This is a genomic window from Dactylosporangium sp. CA-092794 (assembly GCF_050948465.1).
GTDB lineage: Bacteria > Actinomycetota > Actinomycetes > Mycobacteriales > Micromonosporaceae > Dactylosporangium.
Genome location: NZ_CP192044.1, coordinates 63,221 through 88,011, shown reverse-complemented (window position 1 = coordinate 88,011; position 24,791 = coordinate 63,221). Strand labels below are relative to the sequence as shown.

General features: G+C 70.0%; 24 protein-coding genes and 1 tRNA gene. 7 read left to right on the top strand and 18 right to left on the bottom strand.

The genetic code is table 11. The annotated features are described in order from the left end of the window. Positions 1-54: 54 nt before the first annotated feature. Together ACQPXD_RS00380 and ACQPXD_RS00375 are read right to left on the bottom strand one after the other, a co-directional pair. Positions 55-1,071: a hemolysin family protein gene (locus ACQPXD_RS00380; protein WP_432833636.1), complete on the bottom strand. Its 1,017-nt coding sequence runs from the start codon at positions 1,069-1,071 to the stop codon at positions 55-57. Continuing rightward, complete coding sequence (locus tag ACQPXD_RS00375; protein WP_432844364.1) at positions 1,068-2,393, bottom strand: hemolysin family protein; 1,326 nt, start codon at positions 2,391-2,393, stop codon at positions 1,068-1,070. The genes ACQPXD_RS00380 and ACQPXD_RS00375 overlap by 4 nt, the downstream gene beginning before the upstream one ends. 230 nt (positions 2,394-2,623) lie before the next feature. Between ACQPXD_RS00375 and ACQPXD_RS00370 the strand changes: the two genes are divergently transcribed. Further along, complete coding sequence (locus ACQPXD_RS00370) at positions 2,624-2,857, top strand: hypothetical protein (protein WP_432833634.1); 234 nt, start codon at positions 2,624-2,626, stop codon at positions 2,855-2,857. Here the strand turns inward: ACQPXD_RS00370 and ACQPXD_RS00365 are convergent. From ACQPXD_RS00365 to ACQPXD_RS00345, 5 genes are all read right to left on the bottom strand, one after another. Then, entirely contained in the window at positions 2,790-3,578 is a 789-nt protein-coding gene (locus ACQPXD_RS00365) for a hypothetical protein (protein ID WP_432833632.1), read from the bottom strand. The two genes, ACQPXD_RS00370 and ACQPXD_RS00365, sit on opposite strands and share 68 nt — an antisense overlap. A 103-nt stretch (positions 3,579-3,681) precedes the next feature. Then, positions 3,682-4,326 (bottom strand): aminodeoxychorismate/anthranilate synthase component II, encoded by a 645-nt coding sequence (locus tag ACQPXD_RS00360; RefSeq protein WP_432833631.1) that lies wholly within the window; start codon positions 4,324-4,326, stop codon positions 3,682-3,684. Between the two features lie 8 nt (positions 4,327-4,334). Continuing rightward, entirely contained in the window at positions 4,335-4,601 is a 267-nt protein-coding gene (locus tag ACQPXD_RS00355) for a hypothetical protein (protein WP_432833629.1), read from the bottom strand. Positions 4,602-4,608: 7 nt separating this feature from the next. Then, on the bottom strand, positions 4,609-5,592 hold the full coding sequence (locus ACQPXD_RS00350) for a class E sortase (protein WP_432833627.1): 984 nt from the start codon (positions 5,590-5,592) through the stop codon (positions 4,609-4,611). 14 nt (positions 5,593-5,606) lie between these two features. Beyond that, on the bottom strand, positions 5,607-6,356 hold the full coding sequence (locus ACQPXD_RS00345) for a DUF881 domain-containing protein (protein WP_432844362.1): 750 nt from the start codon (positions 6,354-6,356) through the stop codon (positions 5,607-5,609). A 189-nt stretch (positions 6,357-6,545) separates the two neighbouring features. On the opposite strand from ACQPXD_RS00345, the gene ACQPXD_RS00340 reads away from it, so the two are divergent. Then, entirely contained in the window at positions 6,546-6,830 is a 285-nt protein-coding gene (locus ACQPXD_RS00340; RefSeq protein WP_432833625.1) for a cell division protein CrgA, read from the top strand. A 190-nt stretch (positions 6,831-7,020) separates the two neighbouring features. Next, complete coding sequence (locus ACQPXD_RS00335) at positions 7,021-9,168, top strand: (Fe-S)-binding protein (RefSeq protein ID WP_432833623.1); 2,148 nt, start codon at positions 7,021-7,023, stop codon at positions 9,166-9,168. 722 nt (positions 9,169-9,890) lie between these two features. Here ACQPXD_RS00335 and pknB read toward each other — a convergent pair. The 7 genes from pknB to ACQPXD_RS00300 all read right to left on the bottom strand — a co-directional run bounded on the left by pknB (position 9,891) and on the right by ACQPXD_RS00300 (position 19,217). Then, on the bottom strand, positions 9,891-11,624 hold the full coding sequence (gene pknB, locus ACQPXD_RS00330; RefSeq protein ID WP_432844360.1) for a Stk1 family PASTA domain-containing Ser/Thr kinase: 1,734 nt from the start codon (positions 11,622-11,624) through the stop codon (positions 9,891-9,893). 88 nt (positions 11,625-11,712) lie between these two features. Further along, positions 11,713-13,443: a serine/threonine-protein kinase gene (locus tag ACQPXD_RS00325; protein WP_432844358.1), complete on the bottom strand. Its 1,731-nt coding sequence runs from the start codon at positions 13,441-13,443 to the stop codon at positions 11,713-11,715. Between the two features lie 13 nt (positions 13,444-13,456). Then, on the bottom strand, positions 13,457-14,977 hold the full coding sequence (locus tag ACQPXD_RS00320) for a peptidoglycan D,D-transpeptidase FtsI family protein (protein WP_432833621.1): 1,521 nt from the start codon (positions 14,975-14,977) through the stop codon (positions 13,457-13,459). Beyond that, complete coding sequence (locus ACQPXD_RS00315) at positions 14,974-16,443, bottom strand: FtsW/RodA/SpoVE family cell cycle protein (RefSeq protein WP_432844356.1); 1,470 nt, start codon at positions 16,441-16,443, stop codon at positions 14,974-14,976. Before ACQPXD_RS00315 ends, ACQPXD_RS00320 begins: the two co-directional genes overlap by 4 nt. 62 nt (positions 16,444-16,505) lie before the next feature. Next, positions 16,506-17,927 carry a BofC C-terminal domain-containing protein gene (locus tag ACQPXD_RS00310; protein ID WP_432833619.1) on the bottom strand — a complete coding sequence of 474 codons (1,422 nt, stop codon included), beginning with the start codon at positions 17,925-17,927 and terminating at the stop codon, positions 16,506-16,508. Then, on the bottom strand, positions 17,924-18,403 hold the full coding sequence (locus ACQPXD_RS00305; protein WP_432833617.1) for an FHA domain-containing protein FhaB/FipA: 480 nt from the start codon (positions 18,401-18,403) through the stop codon (positions 17,924-17,926). Before ACQPXD_RS00305 ends, ACQPXD_RS00310 begins: the two co-directional genes overlap by 4 nt. 40 nt (positions 18,404-18,443) lie before the next feature. Continuing rightward, the gene (locus ACQPXD_RS00300) at positions 18,444-19,217 is read right to left on the bottom strand and encodes an FhaA domain-containing protein (protein WP_432833615.1); all 774 of its coding nucleotides are present in this window, start codon (positions 19,215-19,217) and stop codon (positions 18,444-18,446) included. A 169-nt stretch (positions 19,218-19,386) separates the two neighbouring features. Here ACQPXD_RS00300 and ACQPXD_RS00295 point away from each other — a divergent pair. From ACQPXD_RS00295 to ACQPXD_RS00285, 3 genes are all read left to right on the top strand, one after another. Further along, positions 19,387-19,469, top strand: a tRNA-Leu gene (locus ACQPXD_RS00295). A 186-nt stretch (positions 19,470-19,655) separates the two neighbouring features. Next, positions 19,656-20,729 (top strand): NAD-dependent epimerase/dehydratase family protein, encoded by a 1,074-nt coding sequence (locus ACQPXD_RS00290; protein WP_432833613.1) that lies wholly within the window; start codon positions 19,656-19,658, stop codon positions 20,727-20,729. A gap of 14 nt (positions 20,730-20,743) precedes the next feature. Further along, on the top strand, positions 20,744-21,547 hold the full coding sequence (locus ACQPXD_RS00285) for a WecB/TagA/CpsF family glycosyltransferase (protein ID WP_432844354.1): 804 nt from the start codon (positions 20,744-20,746) through the stop codon (positions 21,545-21,547). A gap of 157 nt (positions 21,548-21,704) precedes the next feature. On the opposite strand, the gene ACQPXD_RS00280 is transcribed toward ACQPXD_RS00285, so the two are convergent. From ACQPXD_RS00280 to ACQPXD_RS00265, 4 genes are all read right to left on the bottom strand, one after another. Beyond that, a complete protein-coding gene (locus ACQPXD_RS00280; RefSeq protein ID WP_432833611.1) occupies positions 21,705-22,001 on the bottom strand; it encodes a hypothetical protein in 297 nt (98 codons plus the stop codon). A 365-nt stretch (positions 22,002-22,366) separates the two neighbouring features. After that, positions 22,367-22,918 carry a hypothetical protein gene (locus ACQPXD_RS00275; RefSeq protein ID WP_432833609.1) on the bottom strand — a complete coding sequence of 184 codons (552 nt, stop codon included), beginning with the start codon at positions 22,916-22,918 and terminating at the stop codon, positions 22,367-22,369. A 175-nt stretch (positions 22,919-23,093) separates the two neighbouring features. Further along, positions 23,094-23,321: a DUF397 domain-containing protein gene (locus ACQPXD_RS00270; protein ID WP_432833607.1), complete on the bottom strand. Its 228-nt coding sequence runs from the start codon at positions 23,319-23,321 to the stop codon at positions 23,094-23,096. Continuing rightward, positions 23,321-24,121, bottom strand: coding sequence for a helix-turn-helix domain-containing protein (locus ACQPXD_RS00265; protein ID WP_432833605.1), 801 nt, complete (start codon positions 24,119-24,121; stop codon positions 23,321-23,323). Before ACQPXD_RS00265 ends, ACQPXD_RS00270 begins: the two co-directional genes overlap by 1 nt. Before the next feature lie 374 nt (positions 24,122-24,495). On the opposite strand from ACQPXD_RS00265, the gene ACQPXD_RS00260 reads away from it, so the two are divergent. Further along, on the top strand, positions 24,496-24,768 hold the full coding sequence (locus ACQPXD_RS00260; RefSeq protein WP_432833604.1) for a hypothetical protein: 273 nt from the start codon (positions 24,496-24,498) through the stop codon (positions 24,766-24,768). Positions 24,769-24,791 lie beyond the last annotated feature (23 nt).

The following is a 24,791-nucleotide window of genomic DNA, read 5'->3' as shown; positions in this document are numbered from 1 at the left end:
GCCCCGGCCCTGCCAGGTCCGCGGTGCCAAAACCAAAAGTGCCAAGAACAAAGATCAAGCCGTGTGCACGGGCTCGCCGACGACCGCGGTCAGCACGTCATCCAGCGTGACCACGCCGATCGGCACCCGCCCGTCGCTGACCAGCACGATGTGGCGACGCTCCCGGCGCATGGCCAGCAGCAGCTCGGCCAGCGTGCGGGTCGGCGGAACGATCCCGAGCGGCCGGATCAGCTCGGCCGGAATCGGCGCCCGCCGCTGCGGCCCGACGAACCCGAGCACGTCCTTGACGTGCACGAACCCGAGCACCCGGCGGCTCGCGCGCTCCACGACCGGGAAGCGCGAGCGGTTCGTGCGGGTGGCGAGGACCTCCAGCGACGCCGGCGAGACGTCCTCCGCGACCGTGGTGATCTCCGCCCAGGGCCGCAGCGCGTCGCGGGCGGTGCGCCGCGACAGCGCAAGCGCGCCGGTGATGCGGGCATGCTCCTCCGGCGCCAGCAACCCCTCGGTCGTCGCCTGCGCGGCCAGCCCGGCCAGCTCCTCGGCGGTGAACACGGTCTTCACCGCCCCGGTGGCCTCGATCCGCCACAGCGACAGGATCGTGCGCGACAGCCACTTCATCGCGGCCAGCAGCGGCTTGGTGGCCATGCAGAACGCATACATCGGCGGGCCCAGCCACAGCACCGCCCGCTCCGGCGAGGCCAGCGTCAGGTTCTTCGGCACCATCTCGCCGGCGACGGTGTGTGCGTACACCACCACGACCAGCGCCAGGCCGAACGCGACCGGGTGGACCAGCCGCTCCGGCAGGTGCAGCGCGTGGAACGGCTCCTGCAGCCCGTGCGCCAGGGCCGGCTCGGCGAGCGCGCCCAGGCCCAGGGTGCAGATCGTGACGCCCAGCTGCGCGCCGGCGATCATCAGCGGGATCTCGTTCATCGCGCGCAGCGCGGTGCGGGCCCGGCGCGAGGTCGCCGCCATCGGCTCGATGACCGTGCGCCGGGAGGCGATCAGCGAGAACTCGCCGGCCACGAAGAACGCGTTGCCGATCAGCAGCAGGATGGTGAGCAGCAGGGTCATTCGGCCGGCACCTCCGGCCGGACGACCCGGACCTGCTCGATGCGCCTCCGGTCGACCTCGACCACGGTGAACTCCCAGCCGTCCTCGTTCCAGCTCTCGCCGACCGTCGGGATGTGGCCGAGCCGCGCCATGAGGAAGCCGGCGAGCGTCTCATACGGCCCCGGCGGCACGTGGAACCCGGTCTGCTCGGCGAGCTCGTCCTCGCGCAGCACCCCGTCGACCAGCACGGTCCGCTCCGCGCCCGGCGCGGTGAGGTCGGGCATGCCGTGCGCGGTGGTCGGCTCCTCCTCGACGTCGTGCTCGTCGGCGATCTCGCCGACCAGCTCCTCGACGAGGTCCTCGACGGTCACGACGCCGTCGGTGCCGCCGTACTCGTCGACCACGATCGCCACGTCGGAGTTGCCCTTGCGCAGCGCATCGAGGACGCCGTCGAGGTCGAGGCTCTCCGGCACGAACACCGGCTCCCGGGCGACCGCGGCGACCTTGGTGGTCGGCCGGCGCACCGGTGGCACGCTGAGCGCGTCGGTGACCGTGACCACACCCGTGACCTGGTCGAGCGTCTGGACGTAGATCGGGAAGCGGCTGTAGCCGGTCTGCACCGAGGTGGCCAGCAGGTCGGCGACGGTGGCGTCGGCGCGCAGCGACACGACGTCGACCCGGGGGGTCATCGCCTCCGCCGCTCGCTTGTCGCCGAAGCGGATCGTGCGCTGCAGCAGCACCGCGGTCTCCCGCGGCAGCGCGCCGGCCTGGGCGGAGATCGCGGCGAGCAGCCCGAGCTCCTCCGGCGAGCGGGCGCTGGCCAGCTCCTCCTGCGGCTCGACCCCCAGCCGCCGGACCACCCAGTTGGCGGTGCCGTTGAGCAGCCCGATCAGCCACGAGAAGAACCGGGCGAACACGCGCAGCGGCCCGGCCGTGCGCAGGGCCAGCGGCATCGGCTTGGCCAGCGCCGCGTTCTTCGGCACCAGCTCGCCGAACAGCATCGACACCAGGGTCGCCACGATCAGGCCGATGGCGTGCGCGATCCCCTCGGTCACGTTTCCGGCCACGGGGCGCACCAGCGGCGCGAACAGCCGCGACAGCGCGGGCTCGGCCAGGTAGCCGGTCAGCAGGCCGGCCAGGGTGATGCCCAGCTGCGCGCCGGAGAGCTGGAACGACAGCTCGCGCAGTGCGTGGCGCACGGTGCGGGCCATCCGGTCGCCGGCGTTGGCCCGCTGCTCGATCTCCGCCCGGTCGACGGTCACGAGCGAGAACTCGGCGGCGACGAAGCCCGCGTTCGCGGCGGTGAGCAGCACGAACGCCAGCAGGGGCAACAGTGTGGTCAGCACGCTCGCGCGATGGTCCCTTCAGGTGTGGCCCCGATTGTTCCACGTGAACCCAAGCGACGCCCACGGCGCCCGGCGTCACCGACGCGGGCCGATATGAACGAGCCGGACGATGATCGGGATACGTGGATCACCCTCCCACTTTCGGGGACTTTGCACCGAGTTGACCGGCACTGATGCTGATGCGGCAGGGCACTGACGCACGGGGGCGACCGGGTGAGGAGGACCTGATGGGGACGGCGCTGATCGGCGCGTGTATCGCGCTGGCGGCCGGCATTGCCATCGGCAGCGCCGGCACGCGAGCCAAGCGGGCCCGCCTCGACTACCGGCGCACGAAGGCGCTGATCCCGGGCGCCCGCAAGGCCGCCTGGGTCGAGGGGCTGCGCGGCCTGCGCATCATCGCCACCGCCGCCGGGGTCCTGGTCGCCCTGGGCCTGGCGATGAACGTGATCGGGCAGCGCTAGGGCCTACCGCGAAGCCGAACCGGTACAGCCGGGCGGCGATCAGCACGTACCACGCCTCAAGGAACAGCACCGAGAAGACGGCGATGAACACGCCGGCGGCCGGGACGTACAGGCCGAGCGCCATCACGTTCCCGGCGATCGCCAGCCACCCCGTCAGCCGGCTGAACACGCCGCTGCCGAGCATGGCGGCGCCGAGCAGGATGCCCGCGGTGGAGCCGACGAGGTAGCCCGCGTGGAACGCCGTGCCCTGCCACATCGCGAGCATCGCGGTGCCCGCGGCCGTGGCCGTCTCCCGTTGGGCATCGGTCGTGGCCGCCGCATACTGGTCGCTCAGCGCCGCGAGTTGGACGGCCGGGTTGGTCGTGAGGTACATCCCGACGCTGGCGAAGCCCAACGTCACGGCGAGCAGCATGACCGACGGATACGCGCGCCGTAGCGCGAGGTACAACGCCAGCAGGATCGGCATCAGCAGCACGTTGTCGGCGACGAGCAGCAGGTCCAGGTCGATCAGGCCGGCGAGCCGGTGCTCGCGCAGCAGCCTGAACCAGTCGACGGCGGTGCCGTCCAGCGGCGGTGGCCAGGCGAGGAAGACGGCGATCTGGATCGGGATGAACACCGCTGACAGCAGTGCGGCTACCGCGGCCACGCGGTGCAGCCAGTTCCACCGCGGACCGGTGGGCGCCGGCACCGCGCTCAGGTCAGGCACGGCAGACGTCCGCATGAGGTCACCGTCCCGCTCACGGGCCGCGGGCGGCAGGACCACATGGCCTGCCGTCACGGGTCCTTCGGCGACCAACCAACCCGCAAGATCCGTCAGCTAGGCCCTAGGCGAAGGCCGCGACCCGGCGGGCCTCGACCTCGGCGACCAGCTCCGGTGCCCGGTCCAGCGCGTCCGGCAGCCCGCACACGGCCAGCCAGTTGGCGAGCATCTGGTGACCGCCCTGGGTGAGCACCGACTCGGGGTGGAACTGCACGCCCTCGATCGGCAGGGTGCGGTGGCGCATCGCCATCACGACGCCCGACTCGGTGCGGCCGGTCACCTCGATCTCCGGCGGCAGCGTCGACTCGACCACGGCCAGCGAGTGGTACCGCGTGGCGATGAACGGCGACGGCAGGCCGGCCAGCACGCCCTCGCCCGAGTGCGTGACCAGCGACGTCTTGCCGTGCAGCAGCTCCGGCGCGCGGGTCACGGTCGCCCCGAAGGCGGCGCCGAACGCCTGGTGGCCGAGGCACACGCCGAAGATCGGCAGCTCCCCGGAGTACCGCGAAATCACCGACATGCAGATCCCGGCCCGCTCCGGCGTGCCCGGGCCGGGCGAGAGGAGCACGCCCGCCGGGCGCATGGCGCCGACGTCGGCCACGTCGATCTCGTCGTTGCGGCGGACGTCGCACTCCACGCCCAGCTGGCCGAGATACTGCACCAGGTTGAAGACGAAGGAGTCGTAGTTGTCGATGACGAGGACGCGCACGGCTCAGCCTAACTCGGCAGCACGGCGGGCGGGACAGTGCCCGTGACCGGCGCGCTGGCCGGGGCCGACGGCCGCGGGGCCGGGCTCTCGATCGTGGTGTCCGCGCCGGGGTCGGTGGTCTCCACCTGCACGTCGTCGAACGGCAGGAGCGGCTCGACGGCCGGGAAGATCTGATACCACAGCAGCGCGCCGAACGCGGCGGCGAGCACCACCGAGACGAGCGTCTTGAGCTGCCACTGCCGAAACGGGATGTGCCGCCAGATCCAGGAATACATGCCGCGCTCAGCCCTTCAGCTCGGCCGGGTCGCCGTCGGAGACCGGCTGCGTCCGGGTGAGCTCGGCGTGCACGACGAGCCGCTGGTAGTTGTTGAACTTCGGGTTGCAGGTGGTCATCGTCAGCATCGCTTTGGTGGGTGTTTCGCCCGGTTTGTCGGGCACGGGCGCCACCACCTGGACGGCGGTCGGCACGACGATCTCGTGGCCGGTGACGGTGTAGACGTACCAGGTATCGGCGGTCTTGACGACGACCGAATCGCCGGCCTTGAGCTGGTCGAGGTCCCACCAGATGGCCGGCGTGCGGTGGCCGGCCATCGAGAAGTTGCCGATCTGCCCGGGCAGGGCCGTGTCGGGGTAGTGGCCGGGCGCGTAGCGGATGTCGGCCGGGGTGACGCCCTGCACGACCGCCCACTTCTTGTCCAGCCGGGGGATGTGGACGGAGGCGATCACGGCGCCGTTGGCCGGCTTGACCACCGCCGGCGCCGCCGTCGGGCCGACCGTCGGCTGGGCCCACTGCTGCTCGAGCTGCCGGTTGAGCTCGTCCTGGTGCGCGTCGACGATCGCCGACTTGCCCCACACCTCGTAGCCCGCGAACAGCAGGACGATCAGGCCGAAGGTGATCAGCACCTCGCCCGTGCCGCGGCTGATGGCGCGGATGACCGAGCCGGCCGTCGTCCTCGTATATTCGGAGTACACGCTCCGGTACCCTTCCTCGGTGCGGACCGGGCGCAGCGGCACGACGATGGTGCCCTTCGGTGCGTCCGGCTTGGCGTCGGGGGTGGGGGGAGTCGGTGGAAGTTTCGGTTCCGCGGCAGGGGCGGACGCGGAAGGCTCACTAATTTTCGGAATATAGGCGGTTTCCGCCGGCTCCGGGGCGACTTTGGGAATCACGGCGGTCTTGTCACCCGGATCCTCGATGATGAGCCGGGGCATCACCGTGGTGGCGATGTCGTCCTGGTCGAGCGCGCGGTGGCGGGGAAGGTGCTCCACAGGTGCCGCCCCGGTCAGGACCCGGACCGTGCGGCGCGCAGCGCCGTCGAGCCGTCGTATGCCCTGGCCTGCACGTCTGCCTCCAACGTCACCTGGTAGCCGAGCCCGAAGGTCTCGGCGGCCTCGCTGAACAGCCGGACCCCCGCGGAGGTCTCGAGTGCGCGTTGCAGCCGCGTCTGGTCGCCGATCGCGGCGATCTCGAAGGGTGGCGAATAGACCTGCCCGTCCAGCAGCAGGGTGTTACCCACGCAGCGTACCGCGCTCGTCGATATGACCCGGACCCCCATCAGCGTCATGGCCTCCGCCCCGCCGGACCACAGCGCATTGACCACGGCCTGTACGTCCTGCTGGTGGACGACCAGATCGTCGGGGGTGGCGCCGACCGGCCGGGTGCCGTCCGCGCGCCGCGGCGCGTCGTCGAGCACGACCCGCACGCCGGGGCCGTGCACGGCGGTCAGCCCGGCGGCGGCCTGCTGCGCGTCGCCGCGCCGGCGCTGCGCGTCGACCTGGCCGTCGGCGCCGGCCTGGCGCTGCTGCTGGGCGTCGACCTGGGCGCGCAGCCGGGCGGCCCGGTCCCGGGCCGCGGCGATCTCCTGCTTGCGCTGGCTGATCAGGTTGGTCAGCTCCGGCCGGCGATCGTCGCGCAGATCGGTGCCCTGGGCGGTCTTGGCGCTCAGCGAGAACAGCGTCCCGGCCACCACCAGCACCACGGGCGTGAGCACCGACCAGGCAAAACCGCGGCGCGAGCGGCGGCGCGGCAGCATGGCCCGGCCGAGCCGGCGCACGGCGCGCGACCACGAGGAGCCGCCGGATGTGTACTCGACCACGACCCCTCCCCACGCGCGCGTGCCGACTTGACTACGCTAGTCGCAGAACATTATTCAGGCCGACGCTGGCGGAGGTGGCGGCGTCAATGGATAGTGTTGGCCAGACGACCCCTCCAGGAGAGCGCCGTGCCGAAGTCGACAGTTCGCAAGAAGAAGGTCTACACGCCCCCCGCGGAGCTGCGCCCGCAGGAGACGGCGGCGGTCAGGCGCCGCCCGAGCCCCACCTGGGTGCCGGCGCTGGCGGTGGCGTTCGTCGTGATCGGCATCGCGTGGCTGGTGTCCTACTACCTGACGCAGGGCTTCTTCGACGTCGACTGGCTCTCCACGCTGGCCGACCTGAAGTACTGGAACCTCGCCATCGGCTTCGGGTTCCTGGTGGCGTCGCTCGCCGTCTTCTCCAAGTGGCGCTGAGCCGCTGAGCCGTCCGCCCCCTCGGTCCGCCGAGGGGGCCGAATGTGTCACAACTTGCGGTGTGGAGATGGTCTCCCCCGGCCCCGTGACCTAGCGTTTGCTGCGACCCACCTCACGTTACCCACGGGTAACAAGGGGACTAAGGTCTCTTGAGAGGTGGTTCGGCCCCGGATCGCTGGGAGGATTCCGCATGGGTGCAGTCCAGATCGTCGCGACCTGTGTCGCGGCGGCGATCACCGTCGTGGCGGTGGTCCTCGTCGTGCGGACCGTGCGGCGGATGCTCGCCGTGGTGCGCCTGGGCCAGCCCGACCCGACCCGCGGTGACCGCAAGGGCCTGCGGCTGCGGAACATGCTCGCCGAGACCCTCGGGCACACCCGGATGCTGCGCTGGACGGTGGTCGGCGCCGCGCACTGGTTCGTGATGGTCGCGTTCATCACGCTCTCCCTGCTGGTCCTCGAGGCCTACTTCGAGGCCGTCAAGCCGTCCAACGGTCTGCCGCTGATCGGCGGCTGGGGCCTCTACGGCCTGGTCACCGAGTGGATCGGGGCGCTCGGCTTCATCGGCATCCTGGTGCTGATCGGCATCCGGCTGCGCAACCTCCCGCGCAAGCCCGAGCGCCGGTCCCGCTTCACCGGCTCGACGATGTGGCAGGCGTACTACGTCGAGTACACGATCCTCGCGGTGCTGATCTGCGGCTTCCTCATCCGCGGCTTCAAGGCCGCCAACGGCGAGCTGGAGTGGCCGGTCTGGGCCGCGCCGCTCAGCCACGCGCTCGGCTCGGTGCTGCCGGCCTGGCCGGCCGCGGTGAGCCTGATCGCCATGGTGAAGATCATCGTCTCGATGGCCTGGGTCATCGTGATCGCCAGCAACATCACGATGGGCGTCGCCTGGCACCGGTTCCTCGCGTTCTTCAACATCTTCTTCAAGCGCGCCCCCGGCCGCAAAGGCTCCGGCCTGGGCGCGCTGCGCCCGATGACCAGCAACGGAAAGCCGCTGGACTTCGAGGAGGCCGACCCGGACAAGGACCAGTTCGGCGTCGCCACGGTCGAGCAGTTCAGCTGGAAGGGCATGCTCGACTTCACCACCTGCACCGAGTGCGGCCGGTGCCAGTCGCAGTGCCCGGCCTGGAACACCGGCAAGCCGCTGTCGCCGAAGCTGCTCATCCTCAACCTGCGCGACCACGCCTACGCCAAGGCGCCGTATCTGCTGGCCGGCGGCGAAACGGCGACCGAGGAGGCGCTGGCCAAGGTCAACGTCCTGGCGCTGGCCGAGAAGGACCGCCCGCTCATCGGCGGCGTCGACGAGCAGGGCGTCATCGACCCCGACGTGCTGTGGTCGTGCACCACCTGCGGCGCCTGCGTCGAGCAGTGCCCGGTGGACATCGAGCACGTGGACCACATCGTCGACATGCGCCGCTACCAGCTGCTCATCGAGTCGAACTTCCCGACCGAGGCCGGCGTCATGCTGCGCAACCTGGAGAACAAGGGCAACCCGTGGGGCGCCGCCCAATCCACCCGCGACGACTGGACCAAGGGCCTGGGCTTCGAGGTCCCCAACGTGGCGGAGGTCGAGGAGGGCGACTACGAGTACCTCTTCTGGGTCGGCTGCGCGGGAGCCTTCGAGGACCGCGCGAAGAAGACCACCCGCGCCGTGGCGACCCTGCTGCACGAGGCCGGCGTGAAGTTCGCGATCCTCGGCCAGGGCGAGACCTGCACCGGCGACCCGGCCCGCCGCATCGGCAACGAGTTCGTCTTCCAGATGCTCGCCCAGCAGAACGTCGAGACCCTCAACGAGGCCGGCGTGAAGCGGATCGTGGCCACCTGCCCGCACTGCTTCAACACGCTCTCCAACGAATACGGCCAGCTCGGCGGCCACTACGAGGTCATACACCACACCCAGCTGCTCGCCCAGCTCGTCAGCGCCGGCCGCCTGACCCCGGTCCAGCCGCTCGACGGCGCGGTGACCTACCACGACCCGTGCTACCTGGGCCGCCACAACCGCGTCTTCGCCCCACCCCGCGAGGTCCTCGGCGCGGTGGCCGGCCCCTCCCGCGACGACTCCGGCCTGGTAGAAATGGACCGCTTCGCGGAACGCTCCTTCTGCTGCGGCGCCGGCGGCGCCCGCATGTGGATGGAGGAGCGCATCGGCAAGCGCATCAACGTCGAGCGCGTCGAGGAGGCCCTGTCGACCGGCGCCAAGACGGTCGCGGTCGCCTGCCCGTTCTGCCTGACGATGCTCGGCGACGGCGTCACCGGCAAGAAGGCCGCCGGCGCCGCCCCGGAGGACGTCGAGGTCGTGGACGTGGCATCGGTCCTGCTCCGGGCCGTCCAGAAATAATTCCTGGCTCGGGCCGCGTCACTGACAGACCGTTGCTCCCGCCAGACACCGGGCCGGGGCCTGCCTAAAGGGCGGCCCCGCCCCTGCCAGGCCCGCGGTGCCAAGCCCCCAAGCCCAGCCCTCGATCGGCTTCGCTCGAAGGGCGGTGCCGCCACGGCCAAGTCGCTCGGCGCGGTCGAGCCGGAAATTGCCGGTCCCGGTCGGATGATCGCAACCGTCCGGCAGGCACGCCGCCGAGGCGTCGTGACTGTCGGCCGCGGCCGGAGCGAACGAATCTCTCCGTGATCATGCGGCGCTCGCTAGTGCGCGGCGGGTTTTTCATGATCGCGGAACCATATGGTACCTATGGGTACATAATCCTTCCACGATCATGGAAAACGTGTAATCCGGACGGTGGCTGCGGCATGATCGCGGAGAGTTCCAGTCGCTATGCCCCGTGTCCGGTGGAGTTGCCGACCGCCCCGGGCGGAACGCGGGCGAGGGCTCGCGCGGGTTGGTTGCCACCGCAGCCGTCGCCGATGCGCCAGCACGACGACCGGCACCGGCGGGTGCAGACCCGAGCCGTGTCTGGCCATCGGCCGCTCACTCAGTGACGGGCACAACTCGAAGCGTCATGACGGGTCGCCTCGAAGGCGCGCCAGAACGCACAGGGGCGGGGAGAGCTGTGGACAACCCTGTGGATAACTAGCCAGTTATCCACAGGGCACGCAACGTAGCAGATGTCAGGGGGTCGCGCTGCCGCTCGGCTTGACCGAGCCGGAGGGGTTGGCCGTCGGGCTGCTGTTGTCCGCCTGGCCGATGCGGAGCACGATCTGCTCCGTCTTCAGATACGTCTTGCCGACGCTCTGCTTCGCGCCCACCACCAGGCCGACCTTGCTGTCGTCGGTGACCACCACGTTGGTCGTGGTGTGGTTCATGAAGCCGGCCTGCTCCAGAGCCGCCTCGGCCTGGGCCGGGGTCTTGTCGACGATGTTCGGCAGGACCGCCTGGTTGTTCCTGGAGATGTAGACGATGACCGTCGAGCCCGGCGTCACCTGCGTGCCCGCCTCCGGCTCGGACCCGGTCACCTCGTCCTTCGGCTCGACCCCGTCGCGATCCATGAACTGCGGCTTGAGGTTCGCCTGCTGCAGCTGGCGGTTCGCCTCGTCCTTGGTCAGCCGGGTCAGCGCCGGCACGGCCACCTTCGACGGCGCGCCGCACACCGTGTAGTCGACCTGCGTGCCCTGCTTGACCTTCTCGCCGGCGATCGGGCTCTGGGTGAGCACCGTGCCCGCCGTGCAGTTCTCCGTCGAGCCGGGCCGCGGGTCGCCGCGGAGCTTGGACTGGCCCAGCGCGGCCGCGGCATCGGTCTCGGAGCGCCCGGTGATGCCGGGGACCGGCACCAGCGGCTCCTGGTTGGCCAGGTACAGCCCGATCGACAGCGCCGCGACCGCCACCAGTGTCAGGGCGGTCAGCGCCACCACCAAGCCGGTGGAGCTCTTGCGCTTCTGCCGCTGGTTGGCCCGGGACGGCTGGCGCGAGGTCGGCGACGGCCGGTATGCCGTCGTCTGCTGCGCCGCCATGACCGAGGCCATCTCCTCCTCGGTCATCACCGGCGGCGCCGAGACCGGGCGGCCGGCGGCGGCGCGCATGACGTCGGCGCGCATCTCGCCGGCCGACTGATACCGGTTGAGCGGGTTCTTCGCCAGCGCCTTGAGCACGACCGCGTCGATCTCGGGCGTGACGTCGCGGTTGCTGGCGCTCGGCGGCCGCGGATCCTCGCGCACGTGCTGATACGCCACCGAGACCGGGTTGTCACCGACGAACGGCGGGTGGCCGCAGAGCAGCTCGAACAGCACGCAACCGGTCGCATACACGTCGCTGCGGGCGTCCACGGGCTCGCCGCGGGCCTGCTCCGGCGAGAGGTACTGCGCGGTGCCGATCACCGCCGACGTTTGCGTCATCGTGGTCGCGCCGCTGGCCAGCGCCCGGGCGATGCCGAAGTCCATCACCTTGACCTGGCCGGTCTGCGTGAGCATCACGTTGCCCGGCTTGATGTCGCGGTGGATGATCCCGTGCCGGTGGCTGAACTCCAGCGCGGCGCAAATGTCCGCGGTGATCTCCAGAGCCCGCCGGGGCATGAGCCGCCCCTCGGCCGCGAGCACCTCTTTGAGGGTGCGGCCGTTGACGAACTCCATGACGATGTACGGCAGTTCCTCGCCCGCCGGCCCGCGCTCCTCGCCGGTGTCGTAGACGGCGACGATCGCGGGGTGGTTGAGGGAGGCGGCGTTCTGCGCCTCCCGGCGGAACCGCAGCTGGAAGGTGGCGTCGCGAGCGAGGTCGGTGCGCAGCGTCTTGATCGCGACGTCGCGGCCGAGCCGCAGGTCGCGACCCCGATGGACCTCGGCCATACCGCCATAGCCGAGCAGCTCCCCGACCTGGTAACGGCCGCCGAGGAGGCGCGGCTGGGCGGTCATGTCGTGTCGTCCTTCGGTCATCGACTCTTACCTTGCCACGTCTTGCGACGAGAACACATTCCGATCTTTTCCGGCCGTTATGGGATGTTCACGCGCCGAGGCACTGGCCGTTGACGAGGATCTTCGGCGGCGCGCACGTCACGCTGGCATCGGGGCCCGGCCCGGCCGGTGCCGACGAAGCGGGCGGCTGGCCGCCGCCGGCCGGCGCCGAGGTCGGCTCTTCGTCGATCGTGCCCCGGTTGACGTACAGCGTGATCGTGCTGCCCTCGGGGACGTTCCGGCCGCACGGGTCGACCTTGACGATCTGGTTCGGGAACCTGCCCTTGGTGGGCTGGTCGACCTGGTTGACCGTCATGTTGCGCCGCTTGAGCTCGTTGGCGAAGATGTCCGCCGGCTGGAGCGGGTTGCATTCCACGTTCACCGGCCGGCCGGTGCCCTTGGCCGGCGTGGGCGAGGCGGCCTGCGTGGCCGCCGCCGAGGTGGCGTTGTTCCCGACGTTGCTGTCCGGCTTGTCGTTGCCGCTGGTGGCCAGGTAGATGCCGCCGACGCCGATCAGCACCAGCAGCACGATCGCCGCCACGCCGATGATCATCAGGTTGTTGTTGCGCTTGCCCGGACGGCCGGGACCGGAACCGGAACCGCCGCCCGAGGGCGGTGGGGGCTGGTAGCCGCCGGTCGAGCCGAGGAACGTCGCGGTGTCGCCCCGCGACGGCGGCGGAGGCACGCCGGCCGCGCCGCGCGCCTGGTGCCCGCCGAGGCCGGCCGCCGCGCCGGACCCGGCCGGCATCGCGCCGGGCATGATCCGGGTGCCGCCCGCGCCGGAGGTCGGCGGGCCGGACATCGGCGCGCCGGAGATCGGCCCCGGGCCGTAGCCGGGCGAGACGGGACCGCCGGAGATCGGCGGCCCGGAGATCGGGTTGCGCGGCCCGGCCGGCGATCCGGGCGGGCCCATCGGCACGCCGACCGGCGGCGCCACGGCGGGGCCGGTGGCCGTGCCGCCGGCGAGCTGCCCCGACACGCGCCGGGCGGCCTGGGCCATCGCCGCGGCGCTCGGCCAGCGGGCCGCCGGGTCCTTGGCCATGGACCGCTCCACCAGCTGCGCGACCGGCGGCGGGATGTCCACCGGCAGCTGTGGCGGCAGGTCGCGCACGTGCCGCATCGCGATCTCGAGCGGGTTCTCGCCCTCGAACGGCCGCACGCCGGACAGGCACTGGTAGGCCACCACGCCGAGCGCGTACACGTCGGACAGCGGCGTGGCCTGCGCGCCGGAGGCCTGCTCGGGCGAGATGTAGGAGGCGGTGCCCAGCACCGAGCCGGCCGCGGTGAGCTGCGCCACGGCGGCCGAGCGGGCGATGCCGAAGTCGGTGAGCACGAGCGTGCCGTTGGGGCGGACGAGCAGGTTGCCGGGCTTCACGTCGCGGTGGACGATGCCCTTCTCGTGCGCGGCCTGCAGCGCGTCGGCGGCCTGGGCGATGAGCGCCATGGCCCGCGCCGGGGTGAGCCGGCCGACCCGGGACAGGGTGCGGGAGAGCGCGTCGCCCTCTACGTACTCCATGATCAGGAAGGCGGTGCCGTTCTCGCTGCCGTAGTCGTAGATGTCCACGACGCCGGGGTGGTTGATCGTGGCCATGGTGCGCGCCTCGCCCCGGAAGCGCTCGGCGAAGCCAGGCTCCTCCAGCAGCGCGGGCAGCAGCACCTTGATCGCCACCGTGCGGCCGAGCACCTCGTCGGTGCCCCGCCACACGTCGCCCATCCCGCCGCCGGCAATGCGCTCGTCCAGGCGGTAGCGCCCGCCCAGGGTGGTGCCGGCGCTCAACATGTCGCGCACCTCATTATCGAATGCCCTTTTCGTCCGCGTATGCCTTCATGACCACGCCACCGATGCGAGCCGCCTCGGCGCTGCCACCCTTGCCGGCGTTTTCCAGGAAGACCGCGACCGCGATGATCGGCTTGCCGTCCTTGAGGGCAAAGCCGATGAACCAGCCGTGGTCGTCCGCGTCCTCGCCGTCCTGCGCCGTACCGGTCTTACCACCGACCTGCAAACCCGGGATGCGAGCGCTCTTACCGGTACCGTCGTCGGACGACACGACGCTGAACATCATGTCCTGCAGCTCGTGGGCCACATCGGCGGTGATCGGGGTGCGCAGCGTCTTGGGTTCGGTGTGGTCGGCGATGGACAGGTCGGCGTTCTGCAGCCGGTCGACAACATACGGGCGCATCTCTTTGCCGTTGTTGGCGACCGTCGCCGCAATCATGGCGCCTTGCAGCGGAGACATCTTCACCTCGCGCTGTCCGATGCTCGACTGAGCCACGGCGGGAGGGTCGACGCGGTTGTCGGAGCCGGCGGTCATGGGGCCGGTGTGGCTGGCCACGATGCCGCAGTAGTTCTTGTCCTGGTCCTCGACGAGGCGCGGCTCCTGCTCGAAGCCGAACGCCTGGGCCATCGACTTGAGCTTGTCGGCGCCGACCCGCTCGACGCCGATCCGGGCGAAGACTGTGTTACATGACACAGTCAGCGCCTGGCGCATCGTGATCTGGTCGGGGCAGACGCCGGTGTGCGAGTTCTTGATCTGGAAGTCCGACACCTGCGGCGGCTTGTAGAGCTCGCCGCCCTGCACGACCGAGTCGGGCGTGAGGCTCGAGTCAGCGGTCATCGCCGCCGCCGAGGTGATGATCTTGAAGGTCGAGCCGGGCGGGTAGATCTCCGCCACCGCCCGGTTGAGCAGCGGCTTGGACTTGTCGGCGTCGAGCTTCTTGTAGTTGGCCAGGGCCGCGCCGGTGTCGTGGGTGCTGAGCAGGTTGGGGTCGTAGCTCGGCAGCGAGACCTCGGCCAGCAACTGGCCGGTGGTGGGGTCCATGGCCACGATCGCACCGCTGGGAACCTTGAGCTTGTTGGTGCCCAGCGCCTGGTAGGCGGTGTCCTGCGTGGCCTTGGAGAGGGTCAGCAACACGTTGCCGCCCGCCGGCTGCTTGCCGGTGAACATGCCGGCGATCCGGTCCGCCGCCTGCTTGTCCGAGGTGCCGATCAGGAAGTCGTTGTTGAGCTTCTCCAGCCCGGTCGTGCCGAGGTTGACCGGCTTGTAGCCCAGCACATGTGCGTACTCGTCCTTGAGCGGGTACGTCCGCAGGAACTTCAGCTGGTCGCCGGTGGCCTGCGCGTCGGCGAGGATCGTGCCCTTGGAGTCGGCGATCTTGCCGCGCGCCCGCTCGTACTCCGTCGACTGGACCCGCCCGTTGTGCGAGTTGGTGCGGTAGTCGTCGGCCTTGACCACCTGCCGGTAGTTCAGGTTCAGGAAGAGCAGGGCGAACAGGACCAGGACCACGACACCGACCCGGCGCAGCGGGGCGTTCATCGGACAACCTCCGTGGGCATCTCTTTGATCTGGACCGGTGCGCCGCCGCCCCCGCCGGCAATGCCGCCGAGGCCGATCGACGGGGACCCGCCGGCCGGGCGGCGACCCGCGTCGGAGATGCGCAGCAGCAGGCCGATCAGCAGCCAGTTGGCCACCAGTGACGAGCCGCCCGCCGAGAGGAACGGCGTGGTCTGCCCGGTCAGCGGGATGAGCTGGCTGATGCCGCCAACGATGACGAACACCTGCAACCCCAGCGTGAACGCGAGGCCACCGGCGAACAGCTTGCCGAAGGAGTCCCGCACGTTGATCGCCGACCGCAGGCCCCGCTCGACCAGCAGCAGGTAGACCACCAGCAGCGCGGTCAGCCCGAACAGGCCGATCTCCTCGCCCATGCCGGAGAAGATGAAGTCGGTGCGGACCTCGGGCACCTTGGTCGGCTGGCCGGCGCCCGGGCCGGTGCCGGTGAGCCCGCCCGTGCCGAGCCCGAGCAGCGACTGGACCAGCTGGTAGCCCTTGTCGTTCGCGTCGCCGAACGGGTCGAGCCAGGTGGTCGCGCGCTCGGAGAAGTTCAGGAACGGCCCGCCGACCGTCTTGCCCAGGAAGTACGCCAGGAACGCCCCGCCGAGGAACAGGCCCATGCCGATGATCAGCCAGCTCACCCGCTCGGTGGCGACGTAGAGCGTGACGACGAACAGGCCGAAGTACATCAGCGAGGTGCCCAGGTCCTTCTCGAACACCAGGACCATGAGCGAGAGCAGCCAGACCAGCAGCACCGGCCCGAGGTCGCGGCCACGGGGGAAGTCGATGCCGAGGAACCGCTTGCTCGCCAGGGACAGCACCTCGCGCTTGCGGACCAGGTAGTACGCGAAGAACACCAACAGGCAGATCTTGGCGAACTCGCCGGGCTGGATGGTGAAGCCGGGCAGGATGATCCACAGCTTCGCGCCGTTGATCGCCGAGAACCGCGCCGGCAGCACGGCGGGGATCAGCACCAGCACGATGCCGGTGAGGCCCAGCGTGTAGGCGTAGCGCGACAGCGACCGGTGATCGCGCACGATGAACATCAGCGCGATCGCGCCGAACACGGCGATGGCGGTCCAGCCCAGCTGGCGGAACCCGTCGCCGGTGAACACGCTGAGGTCGGCCCGCTGCGCGGCCTTCGTGTTGGCCAGGTCGAGCCGGCGCAGGAACGCCACGCCGAGGCCGTTGATGAGCGCGACGCCCGGCAGGATCACCGGGTCGGCGTAGGGGGCGAGGAAGCGCACCGCGATGTGCGCGACGCCGAAGATGGCGGCGACACACGCCGTCTGCACCCAGAAGTCCGGGGTGACGGAGCCGACCGCGTTGCCCTCCATGGCCGCGGCATAGACGGTGAGGATGCCGATGACGAAGAGCAGCAACCCCAGCTCGGCGTTGCGCCGGGTGCGCGGGCGGGCGGGTGCGGAAATGCCCGCCCCGCCGCCCATGGGCGACGGAGCCGGGATGGCAGTGGCGGTCACGACTGGCTTCCTTTTCGCCTCAGCACGTCTCAGCAGCTGGCCACGGGGGTCGGGGTCGGCGAGGAGGTCAGGGACGCGTCGACGGTCGGCGACGGCGGCACGGCCGGATCACCGCCGGGCGGCGGGGAGGCGCTGCCGTCGGGTGGGGCCGCCAACGAGGCGGACTCCGAGGCCGAGGCGGAGGGCTGCCCCGTCGGACACAGCTGCTTGCGGGCCGGGTCGGCCGGGTCCTCCAGCGCCGTGAGCTTCCGCTGCGCCTGGTCGAGCGTGTCGACCTGGATGCCCTGCCGGACATTGCCCTGGGCGGCCGGCGTGAGGTCCTCCACCCGCAGCGTGGCGCTCTCCTGGTAGACCGTGCTCAGCTTCAGCCACGCGATCCGGCCGGGCACGCCCTTGAAGATCGCGACACGGCCGTCTTCGGTGGCGCCCACGTAGTAGCGGGACTGGGTCACCGTCCAGCCGTACCAAAGCCCACCGCCGAGCAGCCCGAGCAGCACCACGAGCAGGACCGCCGTGCGCACCGGGTGGCGCCGGGAGCGACGCTCGTCGTCCTCGGGGTCGCGGGAGGCGGCGTTCACGTGGGAGCGCGGGTCCGGGTCGCCTTCGGGCACCGGCGGGCGGGGCGCGGCGAGCGCGGCCCCCCGGGCCGAGGACATCGACTGGTCCGCCGACGTCGCCATGCCCCGGTCCTGGGCGGCGGCGCCGCCCACGATCGGCCGCTCCTCGACGATGTCCTCGTCGGTCACGTCGGCGACGATCACGGTGATGTTGTCGGGGCCACCGCCGCGCAGGGCCAGCTCGATGAGGCGGCCGGCGCACTGGTTGGGGTCGACGTACTCGCGCAGCGTCGCCTCGATGGTCTCGGCACTCACCACCCCGGAGAGCCCGTCGCTGCAGAGCAGGTAGCGATCGCCGGGCTTGACCTGCCGTACCGAATATTCGGGATCGGCATCGCGGCCGTCCAGCGCCCGGGTCAGCAGGGAGCGCTGGGGATGGCTGTTGGCCTCCTCCAGGCTGATGCGGCCCTCGTCGACGAGCATCTGGACATACGTGTCGTCCTTGGTGACCTGGGCGAACTCGCCGTCGCGCACGAGGTACGCCCGGGAGTCGCCGATATGCACCATGCCCATCTTCGTGCCGGAGAACAGCATGGCGGTCAGGGTTGTACCCATGCCCTCCATGGCCGGGTTCTCCTCGACCGCATCCCGGATCTGCTGGTTCGCCAGATCGACCGCACCACGCAGCGTGTCGATCATGGCGTTGCCGGGCACGTCTTCGTCGAGCGGCGCCATAGTGGCGATGACGATGTTGCTGGCGACGTCACCGGCGGCCATGCCGCCCATGCCGTCGGCCACAGCAAGCAGCCGCGGTCCGGCGTAGACGGAGTCCTGGTTGCCACTCCGAATCAGACCGCGGTCGCTGCGAGCCGCATAGCGCAAGGTGAGGGTCATGGCCGTAACTCGAGAGAAGTGCGGCCGATGCGAATCGGCACGCCGAGGGGGACGGGGGTCGGTGCGCTGACCTTGGTCTTGTCGAGGTAGGTCCCGTTGGTCGAGCCGAGATCCTCGAGATACCACTGGCCGGCGCGCGGCACGAGGCGGGCGTGCTTGGAGGAGGCGTAGTCGTCAGTGATCACCAGCGTCGAGTCCTCCGCCCGGCCGATGGTGATGGGCGCCTCGCCGAGGGTGATGCGAGTGCCCGCCAGCGCACCGGCGGTGACGAAGAGCTGGTTCGCGGTCTTGCCCCGCTTGACCTTCGCCGGACGGCCAGGAGCCGACACCGCACCAACCCCCCGAGGCGCGGCGACGATCCGGCTCGAACGCGAGCCCGCGAACAGATCCCGGCGGATCACTCCCACCACTGTGAACACGAAGATCCACAGCAGCACGAGCAGCCCGTACCGGGCAACGGTGATGACGAATTCCATCTACGACGCGCTCATTCTGATCCGCCTACGTGAAGTACGGTCATCCATCCACGCGGTAGGTCAGCGTGGTCGTGCCGAGCTGGATCATGTCACCCGGGTTCAACGCGACCGCGGAGACGCGTTGACCGTTGACCATCGTGCCGTTGGTAGAGCCGAGATCGGTCAGCACGACCTGCGCCCCGTCGAAGTCGAGTCGCGCGTGACGACGCGAGATCCCGACATCCGGGAGGCGCATGTTGGCCTGGTCGCCCCGCCCGATCACGGTCGAACCAATCGACAGAGGGTAGCTTCGCCCGTCGCCGGACACCAGTCGAACGTTGCGCGCCGGGCCGCCGGGGCCGGGCGGAGGCCCGTAGCCGCCACCCTGGTTGTAGCCGCCATACGGATCCGGGGTGGGTGGGGGCGCCACGTCGGCGCCGGTGTAGACCTCCGCGGTCACCCGGAACATGCCGGTGTCGAGGCCGTCGCCGCGCTCGATCTCGACGATGACGTCGCCATACACCGTCCAGCCCTGCTCGCCGATGAACTCCGCCTGCGACTGGGCGAGCTCCTGCGCGAGCGCGGCCGCGTAGGGCGCCAGCCGGCTGTGATCGTAGGGCGACAGGTCGATCACGTAGCGATTCGGCACGAGCGTGCGCCCGCCGGCCAGAATCGCCTTGTGGGCTTCCGCCTCCCGTTGCATGGCGTTGAGGATCTCCACGGGGTGGACGACCCCCTTGAAGACCTTGGCGAAGGCCCCCTCAACCAGGCCCTCTAGGCGCTTCTCGAAGCGCTGCAGCACACTCACCGGTTCCTCCTCGGGTTCCGAGGTCATGATGGTATCCGGACGTCGCACGCCCGTATGCAAGCTGACCGGTCGGCCCGTGCTACTCTTCCGTGGCGCCCAGGAGAGCCTAGTGCCTACCCGGTGATTTCGCCGAGTCGGGCTCAGAGTTATGCTTTGGCGCGCCGGAGCTCACGGAGGTATTTTCTCAGGGCTCCAAGGGGAAGTGGCGGAATGGCAGACGCGCACGGTTCAGGTCCGTGTGCCCGAAAGGGCGTGGGGGTTCAACTCCCCCCTTCCCCACCGGTCAGAGGCCTGGTCCAGTTCGGACCGGGCCTCTCGGTATTACACCATCAGTACAAAAAATGACTCCGGTCCGTGCAACGCGCGACCGTTGCTCCCGTCAGACACCGGTCGGCGCTGGCGCGCCTCCCTGGCGGGTCCGCGGTGCCAAGGGCCTTCTCGGGGCTCACTGTATGCTCCGGTCTCGTGAGCGTTGCACTCGTGACCGGTTCGGCCGGACTAATTGGGTCTGAGGCCGTGCGGCACTTCGCCTCGCTGGGGCTGGATGTCGTCGGCATCGACAACGACATGCGGAAGCGGTTCTTCGGGGCCGAGGCTTCCACCGCGTGGAACGTTGTACGCCTCACGAGTGACCTCGGCGAGTCGTACACCCACCACGACGTGGACATTCGCGACCGGGACGCGCTGGGCGCCATCTTCAGGCGGTATGGCAAAGACATCGCGGTGGTGATCCACACCGCGGCGCAGCCGTCGCACGACTGGGCGGTGCGGGACCCGTTCACCGACTTCGACGTGAACGCCGGCGGCACGCTCAATCTGCTGCAGAACGTGCGGGAACACTGCATCGACGCGCCGTTCATCCACTGCTCGACCAACAAGGTCTACGGCGACCGGCCCAACTCGCTGCCGTACCAGGAACTCGAAACGCGGTGGGAGCTCGAGCCGGGGCACGCCTACTTCAGCGGCATCAAGGAGGACATGTCGATCGACGCCTGCCTGCACAGCGTGTTCGGCGCCTCCAAGGTGGCCGCGGACGTCATGGTGCAGGAGTACGGGCGCTACTTCGACATGAAGACCGCCTGCTTCCGGGGCGGCACGCTGACCGGCCCCGCCCACTCGGCCACCGAGCTGCACGGTTTCCTCGGATACGTGATGCGCTGCAACATGGAGCGCCGGACGTACCGGATGTTCGGCTACAAGGGCAAGCAGGTGCGCGACGCCATCCACAGCCACGACGTGACGAACGCTTTCGAGGCGTTCTTCCGCAGCCCGCGGTCGGGGGCCGTCTACAACCTCGGCGGCGGCCGGCACTCCAACACCTCGATGCTGGAGGCCTTCGCGCTCGCGGGGAGCATCACCGGCAACGAGATGATCACCGAGTATCACGAGGCGAACCGGGTCGGCGACCACATCTGGTGGATCGGGTCCAACGAGCGCTTCCAGCTGGACTATCCCGAGTGGAAGCAGGTCTACGACGTACCGATGATCTGCCAGGAAATCTACGAAGCCAACGTCGACAAGTGGACCCCGGAAGCCTGAGGCGCGCGCCAGTGATTGACCAGGGCAAGCGGAACGTCCTCGGCGTCGAGGTCAGCGCCGTCGACTACGACAGCGCCGTCGACAAGGTGATGAGCGCGGCCCGCGAGGGCCGGCCGCTGGCGGTCACCGCGCTGGCCGTGCACGGCGTGATGACCGGCGTGCAGGACAAGGCCCACGGCGCCCGGCTCAACTCGTTCGACCTGGTGACGCCCGACGGGCAGCCGGTGCGCTGGGCGCTCAACCTGCTCCACCGGGCCCGCCTCGCCGACCGCGTCTACGGCCCCGACCTGACGCTGAAGGTCCTCGAGGCCTGCGCCACCGAGGGCCTGCCGGTCTACTTCTACGGCTCGACCCAGGACACCCTGGACCGGCTGACCGGCAAGCTGCACGACCGCTTCCCGGGCCTGAAGATCGCCGGCGCGGAGCCGTCGAAGTTCCGCGCGGCCCGGCCGGGCGAGCCCGAGGAGATCGCGGCCCGGATCAAGGCCTCGGGCGCGCGGGTGGTCATGGTGGGCCTGGGCTGCCCGCGCCAGGAAATCTTCGTGTATGCCATGAAGCCCCTGGTCGCCGCGCCCATGCTGGCGGTCGGCGCGGCGTTCGACTACCACGCCGGCGCCCTGAAGAACCCGCCGCCCTGGATGCAGCGCAACGGGCTGGAGTGGCTGTGGCGGCTGGGCCTGGAGCCGAAGCGCCTCTGGCGCCGGTACATCCTGCTCAACCCCAACTACCTGGCCCGCCTGGGCGCGCAGAAGGCCCGCCTGTGGCGCGCCGCCCCGCCGCCCCCGGCGACGGAACCGCTCACGACCTTCGCCGTGTAGCCACCCGGCAGACTCGCCCGGCCGTCGACGGCCACTGCGACCTCGGCCGGCGGGGGCTGCGCGCCGTACTCGTCGTCCCCCGAGGCGCTGCTACCTCGGCCGGCGCGATCCGAAAATGTCGGATATTTCACGAACTGGCCGGACGGTTCCGGACGTTTCAGCGGCCGGTGATCGCGTCGACCTTGGCCGTGCGGCGCTTGAAGGTCCCGCGCTTGTCGAAGGCACGCTCGGCCGGCCACAGCATGAGCGCCAGCGGCGCGGCGATGTACCAGCGGTCGAGCATCACGTAGGCGACGATGTTGGCGACGACGCCCAGGGCGTAGAGACCGATCAGCCAGTCGACCCGCTTCTCACCGAGCCCGCGCTTGTTGTAGGCGTCCAGCACGCCGAAGGCGCCGACGCTGAGGGCCAGCAGGCCGAAGCCGCTCACGAAAGCGAAGATCAGATCGGTCACGTCTACCACCCTTGCCTCCCCCGTTACCACCTGCGAACTCGACCCAAGCTAAGCGGACATTTCACGGTCGACCATCAACTTTGCGACACGCCCCTCCGCCGAAGGTGGCGCGACCAATCGGACATTCGGCCGATTTCACTGATCTTGCGCAACTGCCCACATCGGCCGCGGGCCGGCGGTCTTGAGGCATCCCCGCGCCCCGAAGGCGGCGCGGGCAAAGGGTTTGGGCGGCGCGGGGTGCATGACGGGCCCCGGTCGCGGATCGGCACACCCGGAGCCCGTCCGACCTCCCCAGGTCGAGTCCTCCCTGCTTTGTACAGGGTGCGGTTCGACCTGTCGATAGACAGCCAGGTGCGCACATCGCATCACTTCAGCGACCGCGCCTCCTGCGAATAGATCAGCTCCAGGATGCTGCGCGCCGCCTCGAACCAGCGGTCCAGCCACTCCTGCTGCGGCATGGTGCCCTTCGGCGGCAGCTCCATGAGCAGGCCGCGCAGCAGCGGGTGGTCGGCCATCGACCCGCTGGGCGTGTCGAGCCACGAGTCGCGGCCGAACATCGGCTCGGTCAGCGGCCCACCACCCAGCGAGCTGCCACTCAACGAGCTACTACCCAACGAGCTGCCACTCAACGAACCGGCACCCAGCGAGCTGCCACCGAGCGAGCCGGAGCTGAGCGAGCCCCCGGTGAGCGGTCCGAGGTCCGCGACGAGCGAGGACTCGGGCAGCTTGGGCGGCGTCATGTCCAGCGGCATCGTCGCCCGGTCGAGCGGCGAGCCGTTGCGCGGGGACAGGTCGTCGAGCGGCCCGTCGCCGAGGCCGTCCCGGCGACCGCCCGGACGGTAGCTACCCAGTTGCCCGGAGAAACGGTCGTCGGTCTTCGACGATCCGTTGCCGAAATTTTCGGGGCCAATGTTCACGGTAGGAAGCCTTATCTCACTCGGGGGAAGTGCCGCAATACGGTGCGATTCGCGGCACTCATACCTATAACGACGGTCCCGGTCCGACGGCCACGCTCGCCGACAAAAACGACCGGCCCGCTCCGCAGGCGTTATGCCGCGGAAACGGGCCGGTCGGTGAGGTTCCGGCGTGGGTTCACGCCAGGTCGAACTCCCCGTCCTTGGTACCTTCAACGAAGGCCAGCCACTCCTCCGGGGTGAACAGCAGCACCGCCCCGGCCCGGTCCTTCGAGTCGCGGAGGGCCACCGCTCCGCCGACGAACGCGACCTCGACGCAGTTGTCCGAGTACGGACCGCTTCGGGTGCTCTTGCGCCAAGCGGCACCCTCGAGGTTCACGCTGAAGCCCTTGGCTTCGATTTCCACTACAGCTCCTTTGTCAGCTTCACGAACATCGACACTGACTCGTCCGGACGGAGTGCGTTGGCGCGCAAGTAGTCAAAGATGAATCCGTAGCGCTGAAGCTCGTCGTCCTTCTCGAGAAAGAGGCCGCCGGCCGCGTTCGAGGCGAACACGAAGTTCTGCCCGGCAGACTCGTCGTACAGCAACATCGTGAACGCCCCGTCCATCCCGGCGTGTGAGCCGGCGGAGAAGGGCAGGACCTGCAGGGTCACGTTCGGCCAGCTCGCCGCCAGGCTCAGGTGCTCGAGCTGGCGGCGCATGACCGCCCTTCCGCCGACCGGGCGGCGCAGGACGGCCTCGTCCAGCACCACCCAGAGATCAATCGGGTCATCCTGAGTGAGTAACGATTGTCTGCCCATCCGGACACGCACCCGCTTCTCGACATCTATCGCGCCGATGTCGGGGCGGGCGGCCTGGATCATGGCCTGGGCGTACTCCTCGGTCTGCAGCAGGCCGGGGACGACGAGCGCCTCGTATGAGCGCATGTGGTCGGCGGCGGCCTCCAGCCCGACGTAGGCGCTCGTGAGCACGTCGCCGTACAGCTGCCACCAACCCTTCTGTCGCGCCTCCCGCGCGATCTTCAGCAGCTGGTCCGCGTATTCGGGGTCCACCCCGTAGATGTCCAGCATGTCGCGGACGTCACGCGGAGTGACCCCGGTCTGCCCGGTCTCGATCCGGGAGATCTTGGATCCCGAGCATTCCAGCCGCTCGGCGACGTGGTCGATGGTCACGTGCGCGGCCTCCCTCAGCCGGCGCAGCTCCATCCCGAGCTGGCGACGGCGGAGGGTTGGGCTGCCTCGCCGACTTGCCACGTGTCGCACCTCCGAGCCGCCGAACCTACGTAGATACTTACGTATAGATCAGCGCAACATCGTAAAGCCGCGCAAGGCGACCGATACGACAATCGGCGACTCATACCTGCGGTGGAATATTCGTCTTGCAAGTTGCATTGATCACCGTTCTCGGGCAACCTGTGCGTGTGGCTGGGGTCACGGATTGTTCATTTGGCCGATCAATCCGTCTCGGGCGGACGCAGCGACAAACGATCGGACCGGTCGGCGGTTACGGCCCTGCACCCGCGAATGTGCCGTAAACCGACCTTCCCCCACAAGCCGACGGAAGAACGGGAGTCCACACCGTGTTACCGAGGACCGGTGACGTCCTGCGCGTGACGAAGGCCGCGAGCGTCCAGTTCACGCAGCCCATGCTGTTCCGGGTGATCAGACTGCTCGACTGGCAGACCTACGACGGCTGGGCCTGGCTGGACGGCTACCAGCTCAACGCGGCCGGCGACGCCGTCGAACGCCGCTCCATCTTCGTCCAGCTCCAGGGCCTGCAGCCGGGCTACGTCGCCCGCGGCCAGCGTGCCACGACCCCCGCGCGGGCCGGCGTGCCCGCCACCGTGAGCTGACCCCGGGCCGCCCCCAGATCTCG

Coding starts and splice junctions, on each gene's coding strand:
- ACQPXD_RS00380 (WP_432833636.1), bottom strand. CDS start 1,071: ATGACCCTGCTGCTCACCATCCTGCTGCTGATCGGCAACGCGTTCTTC.
- ACQPXD_RS00370 (WP_432833634.1), top strand. CDS start 2,624: ATGGGGACGGCGCTGATCGGCGCGTGTATCGCGCTGGCGGCCGGCATT.
- ACQPXD_RS00365 (WP_432833632.1), bottom strand. CDS start 3,578: ATGCGGACGTCTGCCGTGCCTGACCTGAGCGCGGTGCCGGCGCCCACC.
- ACQPXD_RS00355 (WP_432833629.1), bottom strand. CDS start 4,601: ATGTATTCCTGGATCTGGCGGCACATCCCGTTTCGGCAGTGGCAGCTC.
- ACQPXD_RS00345 (WP_432844362.1), bottom strand. CDS start 6,356: ATGCTGCCGCGCCGCCGCTCGCGCCGCGGTTTTGCCTGGTCGGTGCTC.
- ACQPXD_RS00335 (WP_432833623.1), top strand. CDS start 7,021: ATGGGTGCAGTCCAGATCGTCGCGACCTGTGTCGCGGCGGCGATCACC.
- pknB (WP_432844360.1), bottom strand. CDS start 11,624: ATGACCGCCCAGCCGCGCCTCCTCGGCGGCCGTTACCAGGTCGGGGAG.
- ACQPXD_RS00325 (WP_432844358.1), bottom strand. CDS start 13,443: ATGTTGAGCGCCGGCACCACCCTGGGCGGGCGCTACCGCCTGGACGAG.
- ACQPXD_RS00320 (WP_432833621.1), bottom strand. CDS start 14,977: ATGAACGCCCCGCTGCGCCGGGTCGGTGTCGTGGTCCTGGTCCTGTTC.
- ACQPXD_RS00315 (WP_432844356.1), bottom strand. CDS start 16,443: ATGGGCGGCGGGGCGGGCATTTCCGCACCCGCCCGCCCGCGCACCCGG.
- ACQPXD_RS00310 (WP_432833619.1), bottom strand. CDS start 17,927: ATGACCCTCACCTTGCGCTATGCGGCTCGCAGCGACCGCGGTCTGATT.
- ACQPXD_RS00305 (WP_432833617.1), bottom strand. CDS start 18,403: ATGGAATTCGTCATCACCGTTGCCCGGTACGGGCTGCTCGTGCTGCTG.
- ACQPXD_RS00300 (WP_432833615.1), bottom strand. CDS start 19,217: ATGACCTCGGAACCCGAGGAGGAACCGGTGAGTGTGCTGCAGCGCTTC.
- ACQPXD_RS00265 (WP_432833605.1), bottom strand. CDS start 24,121: ATGGAGCTGCGCCGGCTGAGGGAGGCCGCGCACGTGACCATCGACCAC.